Below are 11,964 nucleotides of genomic sequence, written 5' to 3' on the forward strand. Positions count from 1 at the left end.
TGACCGAGCAGGACGAGAGCGTGGTGCTGACGGCGACGCCGGGTGGCAATCCGCTGGTGAGCGGAGCGGACAGTGGCAGTGGCACCATTGTGGACAACGATTTTGTAGTTGTCCTGCAAGATGTCGTTGAGGGGACAACCGGTAATGTCCTGAACGTGGCTGATGGTGTTGCTTTTACAGGTGCGACAGTCTTGGGAGGGACTGTCTCGCTGGTGAATGGCAAGTATGTTTACCAGGCGCCGGTACGGGATCATGCTGACTCGGTTGCGGACACTGACTCGTTTACCTACACCAAGGCCGATGGTTCGACGGTGACATACAACATCAACATTCTGGATACCAACCCGCTGGCGGCCAATGATAGTGGTAGTTTCGCCGTAGGCTTGAATGTCCAGACCGCTGGAAGCACCAGCCTGTTGGCAAACGACATGGTAGTGGATAGTTCGGTTGCCAAACCTGCCACGGTCCACTCGGTGACAGGCTTGAATGGTACTGCTGTCGAGTTGGGCGCAGCTGGTAGTGTGACCGTAGCTGGAAAGTATGGGGATCTTACGGTGAATGCCAATGGCAGCTACACCTATACCAGCAAGCTGGATACCGATGTGCAGGCTGCCGAAGGTGGCGCAGCGGTGAAATCTGCCTTTGCTGTATATGGCTTCCTGAATAACTCGCTGCCGCTGAATGGCACCTCACTGAATTTGACTGGCCTGACCGATAGCGCAACGGCACTCGTGGATGTTCGTACCAGCGGCAACAATGCCAAGCCCGGTATTGGTGTCTCCCAAAGCGGTGGCGGTACCAACGATATTGGTAGTGGTGAATCGCTGGTGATTGGGCTTAAGGCGCTATCCAATTTTGCTCAGATCGGTATCAACGAGCTTAATAGCGGACAGGGTAACGCAAGTTGGAAAGCCTATGATGCGAATGGCGTGCTGGTCGGTTCCGGTACCCTGGTATCGTCTTCCAGTAATGGAGGTTTGCAATCATTCAATATCTCGACCAATACCCCCTTCCAGTATCTGGTGTTGGGTTATAGCGGTAACCAGAACGGTTATGTCGTTGATTCGATCAAGTACACGCCTGCTATTGGTGCCGTAACAGAAGAGTTTACTTATACCGTCAAGGATAACGATGGAGATGTGTCCAATTCAGCGCTGCTGACCCTGAATGGCAATGTTCCGACGACCGTAGCTCCAACCATGCTGATGGGAGTGGAGGATACGGATGTCCCTCTGACATGGGCGTCTTTCGGGATCTCGGATAACGCATCTACCGTCCGGATTTCCGGTAACCAGGACGGCACCGGCACGATCCGGTATTTGGATGCAAGCACCAACCAGTACAAAGAGTTGGGTAAAAACGAGACCAAAACCTTTACCAGGGCCGATATCGACAGTGGCAAGGTGAAATTTGACCCGGAAGATAACGTGTCTGGTGCCGATGTTTACGGGGATGACAAAGGCGTCGGTAACAAAGGCCACGATCTCACCAGTATCAAGTTTGATGTACTGAAGGGAAATCAGGTTATTGCCAGTGATAAAAGCGTTGTGGTGGATCTGACGCCGAAAGCTGATGCTCCGACGCTGAAGGTTGGGACATTTAGTTCCCTGGCTGCCATGGATTTTGAGAATGTGGGGGTCGGTACTGGAGGATGGAAAGATAACATTAACCCCAACTCTATTAATGGTGCCGGTGCTATTGGTCAATGGCACGCCAATGGCAGTGGACTGATTGAGGTGGGTAAAGAATCCGTCTATTTGGGCAATAAGGCAACCAGTACAACGAACCAGGTTATGGAAATCGAAAGTAGCAGGAATGTGAGTCAGCTCTACACTGACATTCAGTGTGAGTCAGGCCGTTTCTATCAGCTGAACTTTGATATCAGCGCCCGAACAACGGATGGTATAAAGATTGAAACCTGCGGCCTGAAAGTCTATCTGATTCAGATTGTTAATGGGCAACCAGTGTCCGGGGAACGTATCGAGCTATATGATTTTTCACCTAAGTCTGTCGGTTGGTTGAAGGGGCAGAGTGTCGGCTTGAATGTGCCGGAAACCGGCACATACCGACTGGTATTTGAGTCCAAGGATGCTTCAGGAAATGGAGATTCTTACGGGGCAGTCCTCGACAATGTCAAGTTTCAGGCAGTCGACAACAAGGGGTATGAAGACAGCTTCATCAAGCTGGGTAAGATCGAGGCAGAGTTGGTAGATAGAGATGATTCTGAACGCCTGTCTGTCGAGATCGAAGGATTGCCGGTGGGGGCTGTGCTCAAAGATGCGGCCAACCACAGCGTGATCGTGGGTGACTCCCGCAAGGTGGATGTGACAGGTTGGAATCTGTCCACTCTGCAACTGAAAGTGAATGATCCTGGTCATTACAACCTTGTTGTCAAGGCAACAGCGACGGAGGTTACATCTAGCGGTACCGTTCTGGATAGTGCCGTTAGCACAGTTATCTTGCCGGTTGAGGTATTGCCGGAGGGTAATACGATCAAGACGGGCGAGTTGAATGACTCGGTATATTTGAGTAGCGATAGGCCTTCCGTAGCTTCTCATACGGCCATCGAAGTAAATGGCATCCACTACTCTCAACCTGGTATTTATCTGGATGGTACTGCTGGTGTAGTCATCAACAAAGACAGTGCCGATACCGTGTATACCTATGGTGGTAATGATCATGTCGAAGGTGGGCGTGGCAATGATGTGGTGTATTTGGGAAATAGCGGCAGCAATCCTCCCGATTTAAGCAAGGCAATTGATTTTGTCACAGCTGATGTTGCCACCATTACCCTGCGGCCTGCTGATGGTGTTGCCCGTGAGGATGGTGACCTGATCCCAGCCAAAGCCTCTGTGGCTTGGGGGGATGTGGCGCAAGGCGCTCAGGGCAATGATTTCCTGTTTGGCGAGGATGGTGTGGACTTGCTCTTTGGGGGGTCAGGTAACGACTATCTGGATGGTGGAAAGGATCGAGACTTCATCCGTGGTGGCAGTGGTGATGATGTGATCCTGGGTGGGGCCGGTAGTGACTACCTGCGCGGTGAGGAGGGGGCCGATACCTTCCTTTGGCAGCAGGGGGATGATGCATTAGTTCAGGGTTCAGGCAATTCAAATATGCTTCCAACCCATCCAGTTGATTACATCACTGACTTCCAGGTCCAGCATGGCGATGGCTGGCAGTTGAGCAGTAATAAGGCTAATTATTTCAAGGATGTGGATATTGCACGTTCAGACAAGTTGGACTTATCCGATCTGTTGGATCACAGTGGTAACAAAAACGAGTCCAACCTGGCTACGTTGCTTTCAGTATTTGAGAAGGAGGGTGACGTTCATTTGCAGGTGAAGACTGCTGATGGCAGCAAAGTGAGACAAGAGATTGTCTTGCTTGACAGTACCTTCGAGTCCATAACCGGAGATCATGACAATCATGTTTATGGTTCTACGGGATCAACATCCGAGCAGGTAATCAACTATATGTTGCAAAACCACTTGCTTGATATCGATAAGTAAGCCCAACACTGGGCAATAAAAAGCGGCAGAGCAATCTGCCGCTTTTTTTATCTTTGCAGGGAAGCGAAATCAGTTGCCGAGGGTGGCAAACAGGCTCTGCTCCAGGGTGCCGCGGGAGACGCAGACCGGCTTGATGGACGGGGCCGGTACGCGCTCGCCTGAGGGTTCAACGAAGAACAGCTCGGTGTTGCCCTTGACGTTGACGGTGGCCACGCTGCTGTTGCCGCTCTGGGTGATGATCAGATTGATCTGCAGGTTCGGGTTGCCCAGTGCAACTTTGGAACCCATGGTGCCGCAGTCCAGCCACTCCAGCCCGTCGGCTGACTGGTTGACGTTGGCGGTCATCAGGCCGGAGCCACGCTGGCTGTTTTCGATGGTGAGGCCGTGATCGGTGAACCACTTCTCGGCGCGAGCCCACACCAGATCCACCGGGATTGCCATTTCCTGAGTGTTGTTGGTTGCCTTGGCAATTGGCGGGTTGTAGCGATACTCCTCACCGCCGTTATTGTCACCAGCACAACCAACCAGCAGCAGCGCCAATGCGCTCCCCATAATCTTTTTCATCTTGTTTCTCTCGTCCATATCACCAGGCCATTGGCCAACCGGCGCCTATTATCGCCGGAGCGACAATCTCTGTCAGCAACCATCCAGCGTTCGGTGTTATGGGGAGGTGATCGGGGTGCTTTACAAAATTGGTTTGCTATCATAGATTTGCTCGAAATTCCTCCATAAGCACCCCTGTGACCAACATGCTCACCCCGGATCTGCTGCAGCAGATCATCGACCAATTGCCAATGAGTATCTTCTGTCGAGATAGTCATGGGCGTTACCTGTTCGCCAATCGTGAGTTCGCCCGTGAAGCCAAGCTGGAGTCGCCTGCCGAGGTAGTCGGCAAGGCAGATGCAGAGATGCCATGGGGCGATCTCTTTCGCAGTGAGGATGAGCAGCTGCTTGCCGGAGGCGTGCCGATGCTGTATCAGCAGCTTCATTGCAACCGGGGCGGGAATACCTGCTGGATGGAGGTGCACAAGGTGCCTCTTTACACCCCGCAGGGGGAAGCTTGCGCAGTGTTCGGCGTTGTTAACGAGATTGCCCAGCGCAAAAGTCTTGAACAGACGGTCAAAAAGCAGCAGTTGTTGCAGCGTTTTCTGCTCGATGCCATTCCTGACCTGATCCGTTTCGATGATCACAACGGGGTGTTGCTGGAGTGCAATCAGGCGTTTCTCGACTTTATCGGCCATGGGGCCGATGAGGTGCTGGGTCAGCAGCTGCCGTTCCGGTTGGCGGCCCCGCAAGGGATGGGCCATGGCGAGTGCTGTTTGCTGGATGCCAGCGGGCAGGGGCGACACATGGAGATCACCCGGGTCGATGTCCCCGATGGTGACGGCCACTCCCTCGGGATCCTGACGCTGGGGCGTGACATCACCGGCCTGCGCACCACTCAGGCGCAGTTGCAGCAGGAGCAGCACTACGACAGTCTGACCGGACTGCTCAAACTCTCCCGGTTCTTGCAGACCAGCCGCCATCTTGGGGGACGCAGTGCCACATTGGTGCTGGTCGATCTGCACCATTTTCGTGAAATCAACGATCGCTTCGGGATCCGGATTGCCGATCGCCTGCTCAGCCAGGTGGCCAAGCGGTTGCAGCAGCTGGTACCGCCGCGTTCTCTGCTCTGTCGGGTCGCTGCCGATGACTTCAGCCTGCTGTTGCCCGACTTCAACGAGCCATTGCAGGGGTGGAGCCAGCATCTGCAGCAGCAGTTGATGGAGCACTATCAGGTGGAAGATCACCGGATCCAGATCCCGGTGTTTCTGGGGCTGGCCCAGGGGCGGGCAAGCGATGCCGAGCGGTTGCTCAGTCATGCCGAGGCTGCGCTGGCACAGGGCAAACGGCAGCAGCAGTACTGCACCCTGTTTGATCCCGAGCTGCATGCCCGGCTCAAGCGGCGTCAGCTGATCGCCGCCCAGTTGCCGCTCGCTATCAAGTCCGCCCAGCTGGTTGCCGTCTATCAGCCGATCATCTGTACCCGCACCCACCGGCTGCACGGCGCCGAGCTGCTCTGTCGCTGGCCCCATCCCGAGCTTGGGATGATCTCCCCCGACGAGTTTATTCCGTTGGCAGAAGAGATGGGGATCATCGGCCAGCTTGGTCAGCTGATGCTGGAGCAGGGGTGTGCCCAGCTGGCGCAGTGGCAAACTGCGCAGCCGGATATGGTGCTCTCCATCAACCTCTCGCCGCTGCAGTTCCGTGATCCGGCGCTTTGTGAGCGGGTCTCTGCCTGCATCGCTCGCCATGGTCTCAAGGCCAGTCAACTGGAGCTGGAGATCACCGAAGGGGTGTTGATGGAGAACGCCGACGAGATTGAGACCAACCTCGATAACCTGATTGCCGCCGGTTTTCAGCTGGCCATCGACGACTTTGGTACCGGTTACTGTTCACTGGCCTATCTGCCGCGTTTGCAGGTGGCGACCCTCAAGCTGGATCGCAGCTTCACTCAGGGGCTCGCCAGCAATAGCGCGACCACCGCTATCGTGCGCTCAGTCATCGGGTTGGGCCATGAGCTGGGGATCCGGATTACGGCCGAAGGGGTGGAAACGCCCGAGCAGCAGCTGTGGCTGACCGAGGCGGGGTGTGATCGGCTCCAGGGCTATCTGTTCAGTCGCCCCCTGCCGCCGGCAGAGTTCGCTGCCAGCTATCTGGCGTGAGAGATCGTCAGAAACAACAAGGCCACCGCAAGGTGGCCTTGTTGTTTTACGATGGAGGCAGGATCAATCCTGGAAGTAGGTGCCCCAACCATCGTAATCCACCCCATATTTTTCCAGGATGGGCAGCATCTTGGCGATATCGGCGACGATCGCTTCGACATTCAGCTTGCACTCGATGGTGGCATCGAAGCAGAAGATGGTGGCGCCGTCATCCAGCTCCATCTCTTCGGCATCGGTCACTTCAAAACCGGCCTTGAACAGGTCAACCGCTGCTTTTTCCAGACGGTCGAAATCCTGGCAGGCGAAGTGGTGCTCGATGTCGTAATCCGCATCGGGATTGCTGCCATCGGCCAGCAGTTCGTTGACGATCTCGGTGGTCTCATCACGCCACTCTTGCATATTCAGACTCATGTTGCCTCCAGGCGGTATCATTGCGGCAAAGCATACTCGCAGAGTGGATTCGGCTCAATGCGGCGGACCCACTGAACCTCGAATTTCCATCATATTGGCGCAGCCTGCAGGGTGTGCAGAGGCCAGCAAGTACGGCAAACAAGACTGAAATGGATAATAAATGGCCGCTTCGTTCGGTTGTTGAGCGAACGCGCTTTTTATCGTGCCATCATGGTTGACACTCTGCGCTGGAAAGGGTTTAATGCGCGCCGTTGCCCAGATAGCTCAGTCGGTAGAGCAGGGGATTGAAAATCCCCGTGTCGGCGGTTCGATTCCGTCTCTGGGCACCACAATTCCTCCTTAGTTCAGTCGGTAGAACGGCGGACTGTTAATCCGTATGTCACTGGTTCAAGTCCAGTAGGAGGAGCCAAATTCGAAAAGCCCGCTCAATCGAGCGGGCTTTTTCATTTCTAGTTGCTGTTGCATGCGGCCAAAAAGAGCGTCGCGCCACAGGTGGCACTGAACAGCAGCATTCCGGTTTGCAACATGCTGCCAGGGCATGGCTTCTTCTCTCTTTTTCTGGCCCTGATCCACTTCGGTTTCATCACATTCCCTTATCCATTTTGTCGGCCTGAATGGCTGCACTCCTGTGCAGGCGAGCCATCTTTGTTGAATGGCGCCATGGCGTCAATCTCCCCCGCAAAACAATTAATTCAGCACCGTTGAAGAGCGGCTTGTCGGGTGATGTTTCGACCTTTAAGCCATTGTTAACATTTTGGAAAACCGGAGTGACCCTGTGGCTGGGCGGGGATATGATGGGGTCAATGATGTTCCCATCCTGACGGAGAGATCCCAGATGAACAGCCCCTTGAGCTATGTACTGGACGGCATTCATTGCGAGCCGCACTTTTTTACCGTTCCCCTCGATCATGATGAGCCGGATGGTGACAGCATTACCCTGTTTGCCCGCACCCTCTGCCGCAAAGACAAGCTCGAGGACAAGCTCCCCTGGCTGCTGTTTCTGCAAGGTGGGCCGGGATTCGGGGCGCCGCGTCCGACGGCCAACAGTGGTTGGCTCAAGCGGGCGTTGCAGGAGTTCAGAGTGCTGCTGCTGGATCAGCGGGGCACCGGGATGTCGAGCCCCATTCACGGGCAGATTCTGGCCAAAATGACACCGACCGAGCAGGCGGAGTATCTCGGCCATTTTCGCGCCGACAGCATAGTGCAAGATGCCGAGTTCATCCGGCAGGAGCTCAGCCCCAAGCATCGCTGGAGCCTGCTTGGTCAGAGCTTTGGCGGTTTTTGCTGCCTGACCTATCTCTCGCTCTTCCCCGATAGCCTGCGGGAGGTCTATATCACCGGCGGCATCGCGCCGATCGGCCGCAGTGCCGAGGAGGTCTACCGCGCCACCTATCAGCGGGTGGCTGACAAGAACCGAGCCTTCTTCGCCCGCTTCCCCCACGCTCAGGGGATTGCCAACCGGTTGGCCAACCATCTGCACCATCACGATGTGCGGCTGCCCAACGGCCAGCGCCTGACGGTGGAGCAGTTCCAGCAGCAAGGGCTGGATCTCGGCGCTACGGGTGCTTTCGAGGAGCTTTATTACCTGCTGGAAGAGGCCTTTATCGGTGACAAGCTGAGCCCGGCCTTTCTCTATCAGGTGCAGAGCATGCAGCCATTCAATACCAACCCGCTGTTCGCCATCCTGCACGAAGCTATTTATACCGAAGGGGAGGCGACTCGCTGGGCGGCGGATCGGGTCAGAGGGGAGTTTCCTGCGGTGAACTGGGCACCCGGCAAGGATTTCGCCTTCACCGGCGAGATGGTTTACCCCTGGATGTTCGAGCAGTTCCGCGAGTTGCTGCCCCTGAAAGAGGCGGCCCATCTGCTGGCCAACAAGGCGGACTGGGGGGCGCTCTATGACCCGGCCCAGCTGGCCCGCAACCAGGTGCCGGTAGCCTGCGCCGTCTATGCCGAGGATATGTATGTGGAGTTTGACTACAGTCGCGAAACCCTGCGTGGCCTTGGCAACAGTCGCGCCTGGATCACCAATGAGTATGAGCACAACGGTTTGCGTGCCGATGGTGAAGCGATTCTTGATCGTCTGATCGCGTTGAATCGCGACCGTTAATTGCCGTTATCGGCAACCATCGCGGGAGCCCGGACTCCCGCGATGGTTGTGATGGATGGTTGTGATGGATGGTTGTTATGAAAGCGTGACTCCCTGAACTTTGACTCGTATCCGCCAGACGATGAGTGGATAGCTGGCTGATTAATTTCTCCCTCTTTCACTGTATCTGCCGATCCCTCACCATATACTTGCCAAACGACTCTGTATTGAGCCGCGGTCAAACCGATTGACCAACCCGTGCTCGTTACCATTAGAAAGTCGCTCCGATGCTCTGTATTCCGCGTATCTGATATGCCATCTCTGCATGCCCCGCTATCCGGGGGAGGGGATGGTCGTGCTTTTCAATCAAGATAAGGATGTATGATGAGAAAGTCTCTGTTGGCCTGCTCCCTGTTGCTGTGCCCTGTCGTGTTTGCTGCCACCCCCCATTGGGAATATAGCGGTGAGGCGGGGCCTGCCCACTGGGCCAAGCTGACCCCTGAGTTTGGCCAGTGTGCGGGCAGCAATCAGTCGCCGGTTAACCTGAACGGATTGGTCGAGGCCAAACTGGCCCCGCTGGTACTCCACTATCAGGCGGGTGGCAACACAGTGGTCAACAACGGTCATACCGTGCAGGTCGGTTATGCCCCGGGCAGCACCTTGCAACTCGATGGCACCTGGTTTGAGCTCAAGCAGTTCCACTTCCACGCCCCGAGTGAAAACCTCATCGAGGGCAAATCCTATCCGCTGGAAGGGCATCTGGTGCATGTCAGTGACAAGGGAGAGATCGCCGTGGTGGCGGTGATGTTCGAGGCTGGCAAGGCCAATCCGACGCTGGCGGCAGCCTGGAGTGCATTACCTGCCAAGGTGGGGGAGATCCAGGCCCTCAAGGCGCCGCTCTCTGCTGAGCAACTGCTGCCCGAGAGTCGTGACTACTATCGCTTCAGCGGTTCCCTTACTACGCCTCCCTGCTCGGAAGGAGTGCGCTGGCTGGTGATGAAGCAGCCGGTTGAGGTCAGTCAGGCCCAGATCGACGCCTTCAAGGCGGTGATGCACCACCCCAACAACCGACCGGTGCAACCGCTCAATGGGCGCGTGGTACTGCAATAACACAGCGTTGCAATAGCGCAGCAGATAGCAAAAACAACAAGAGGGCCGCGAGGCCCTCTTTTACATGGCGAGGTATCGGCGAGCGATCAGAGGCTGGCGGCGATGCGGGCGCCAAGTGCCGCGTTGTTCAGTACCAGCTGGATGTTGGCCGCCAGCGAGTTGCCGCCAGTCAGCTCGCAGACACGTGCCAGCAGGAAGGGGGTTGACGCCTTGCCCTTGATCCCCTGCTCGTCCGCTTCATGGAGTGCCCGGGCAATGGCTGCGTCGATATCGGCTTTGGGCATGGCGTGTGCGGTCGGGATGGGGTTGGCCACCACGGCGCCGCCCGCCAGTCCCAGCTCCCACTTGAGGCGAAGCGCCTCGGCGATGGCTGCCGGGGTATCGAGGCGATAATCGACCTTGAAGCCGCTCTCGCGGGTGTAGAAGGCGGGCAGCTCTTCGGTTTGATAGCCGATCACCGGCACGCCCTGGGTCTCCAGATACTCCAGCGTCAGCCCGATATCGAGGATCGACTTGGCTCCGGCGCAGACTACGGCCACTGGCGTTTGCGCCAGCTCCTGCAGATCGGCCGAGATATCGAAGGTCTCCTGCGCGCCGCGATGTACCCCGCCGATCCCGCCGGTGGCAAAGACCCGGATCCCCGCCATGGCGGCAATGATCATGGTGGAGGCGACGGTGGTGGCCCCCATCCCCTTGCGCGCCAGCACGAATGGAATGTCGCGGCGGCTGCACTTGGTCACGCTGTGGCCTGCCCGGCCCAGCGCTTCCAGCGCACCCGAATCCAGACCCACCTTCAGGCGGCCGTCGAGGATGGCGATGGTCGCCGGAATGGCGCCGTTGTCGCGCACTACCTGCTCTACCTGACGGGCCGTCTCCACGTTCTGCGGATAGGGCATGCCATGGGAGATGATGGTGGATTCGAGGGCAACGACCGGTTTGCCAGCAGCCAGCGCGGCAGCCACTTCCGGTTGGATATCGAGGTAAGCGTTCAGCATGAGTACTCCTCCAGTATGCGGTCAACGGCGGTCTTGCTCAGACCGGAAAAAACGGTATCGGAACAATTGACGGTGAGGGCGGCACAGCCCAGGGCAAAGCGGGTGGTCTGGGCAATGTCGAGCTGTTGCAGCCAGGCGTGGGCGAGGCCAGCCATAAAGGCATCCCCGCCGCCGGTGACGTTGAGTACCGGACTGCCCAGCACTGGCAGATGGCCCTGCTGCTCGCCATCGCTGTAGAAGATCCCCTGTTCACCCAGACTGAGGAACAGCCGCTTTACCCCGGCGCGGTGGAACCAGGCGGCCACCATGGGCCAGGTTTCGGGCCCGGCGATGGTCATGCCGCACAGCTGCTCGGCTTCACTGCGATTGGGTTTGAGGGTGTGGATCTTGCCGAGCCAGGGGCGGATCTTCTCCACCTTGGCCACCGAAACGGTATCGACAAAGATGGCGTGCTCCCCCTGTCGCTCGAACAGCCAGTCGAGGGTGTGGATGGCCAGATTGGTGTCGAGCACCCAAAGCCGGGCACCGCCGAGAAAGCCTGCGAGGGGGGTCAGGCGGGCAGGGGTGAGCTGCTCTATGATGGCCATGTCATTGATAGCGCAGCTCATTTCGCCGCTGCCATCATGCAGGCTGAGATAACAGGAGGTGGCGTGGCCATCGAGCACCAGAGTCTGGCGCACATCGACGCCGGCCCGCTGGCTCACTTCCAATAGATGGTGGCCATACTGGTCGTTGCCGACCGCTGTCAGCAGCCGGGTGTCGCTGCCGAGCCGCGCCAGATTCTCGGCGATATTGCGGCCAACGCCGCCCGCCGAGGTGCGTACCTTGCCCGGGTTGGAGTCGCCAAGCAGCAGGTTGTCATGGCTGGTGCCGCAAATATCCATATTGGCACCGCCGATCACCACTACGTAGGGGCCCTCTCGCAGTACATAACCTCTGCCTTGCACATATCCCTGCCGGATCAGGCTGGAGATGTGGCTGGCCAGCGCGGAGCGGCTGATGCCGAGGCGATCGGCCAGCTCCTGCTGGGCAATCATGGGATCCTGACGCAGCAGGGCGAGGATCTCTTGTTCACGCTCAGTCATAGACAAACATCCACTTACAAACGTTTGTCTATTGTTGCTGGGAAACGTTTGCTGGCTATT

General features: G+C 57.0%; 8 protein-coding genes and 2 tRNA genes. 6 read left to right on the top strand and 4 right to left on the bottom strand.

The annotated features are described in order from the left end of the window. The first annotated feature begins 20 nt into the window (after positions 1 to 20). On the top strand, positions 21 to 3,509 hold the full coding sequence (locus tag AB5Y76_RS07435) for a type I secretion C-terminal target domain-containing protein (RefSeq protein WP_368177706.1): 3,489 nt from the start codon (positions 21 to 23) through the stop codon (positions 3,507 to 3,509). Between the two features lie 69 nt (positions 3,510 to 3,578). Here AB5Y76_RS07435 and AB5Y76_RS07440 read toward each other — a convergent pair whose 3' ends face one another. Beyond that, entirely contained in the window at positions 3,579 to 4,073 is a 495-nt protein-coding gene (locus AB5Y76_RS07440) for a hypothetical protein (protein ID WP_263719242.1), read from the bottom strand. 185 nt (positions 4,074 to 4,258) lie between these two features. On the opposite strand from AB5Y76_RS07440, the gene AB5Y76_RS07445 reads away from it, so the two are divergent. Further along, positions 4,259 to 6,214, top strand: a complete 1,956-nt coding sequence (locus AB5Y76_RS07445; protein WP_263719247.1) for an EAL domain-containing protein — start codon at positions 4,259 to 4,261, stop codon at positions 6,212 to 6,214. Between the two features lie 63 nt (positions 6,215 to 6,277). Here the strand turns inward: AB5Y76_RS07445 and rraB are convergent, their stop codons facing one another. Beyond that, positions 6,278 to 6,613, bottom strand: coding sequence for a ribonuclease E inhibitor RraB (gene rraB, locus AB5Y76_RS07450; protein ID WP_026034893.1), 336 nt, complete (start codon positions 6,611 to 6,613; stop codon positions 6,278 to 6,280). 265 nt (positions 6,614 to 6,878) lie between these two features. Between rraB and AB5Y76_RS07455 the strand changes: the two genes are divergently transcribed. The 4 genes from AB5Y76_RS07455 (at position 6,879) to AB5Y76_RS07470 (ending at position 9,824) form a co-directional block, all read left to right on the top strand. Then, positions 6,879 to 6,954 (top strand) — tRNA-Phe (locus tag AB5Y76_RS07455). A 4-nt stretch (positions 6,955 to 6,958) separates the two neighbouring features. Next, positions 6,959 to 7,034: transfer RNA gene (locus tag AB5Y76_RS07460), tRNA-Asn, on the top strand. Positions 7,035 to 7,460: 426 nt separating this feature from the next. Then, positions 7,461 to 8,735 (top strand): alpha/beta hydrolase, encoded by a 1,275-nt coding sequence (locus AB5Y76_RS07465; RefSeq protein ID WP_263719243.1) that lies wholly within the window; start codon positions 7,461 to 7,463, stop codon positions 8,733 to 8,735. 363 nt (positions 8,736 to 9,098) lie between these two features. Continuing rightward, entirely contained in the window at positions 9,099 to 9,824 is a 726-nt protein-coding gene (locus tag AB5Y76_RS07470; RefSeq protein WP_263719248.1) for a carbonic anhydrase, read from the top strand. A gap of 86 nt (positions 9,825 to 9,910) precedes the next feature. On the opposite strand, the gene AB5Y76_RS07475 is transcribed toward AB5Y76_RS07470, so the two are convergent. Next, complete coding sequence (locus AB5Y76_RS07475) at positions 9,911 to 10,819, bottom strand: pseudouridine-5'-phosphate glycosidase (protein ID WP_263719244.1); 909 nt, start codon at positions 10,817 to 10,819, stop codon at positions 9,911 to 9,913. Continuing rightward, positions 10,813 to 11,904 (bottom strand): PfkB family carbohydrate kinase, encoded by a 1,092-nt coding sequence (locus AB5Y76_RS07480; protein ID WP_021230795.1) that lies wholly within the window; start codon positions 11,902 to 11,904, stop codon positions 10,813 to 10,815. Before AB5Y76_RS07480 ends, AB5Y76_RS07475 begins: the two co-directional genes overlap by 7 nt. Positions 11,905 to 11,964: the final 60 nt, after the last annotated feature.

Source organism: Aeromonas sp. R1-2 (genome assembly GCF_040908505.1).
GTDB classification, from domain to species: domain Bacteria; phylum Pseudomonadota; class Gammaproteobacteria; order Enterobacterales; family Aeromonadaceae; genus Aeromonas; species Aeromonas veronii.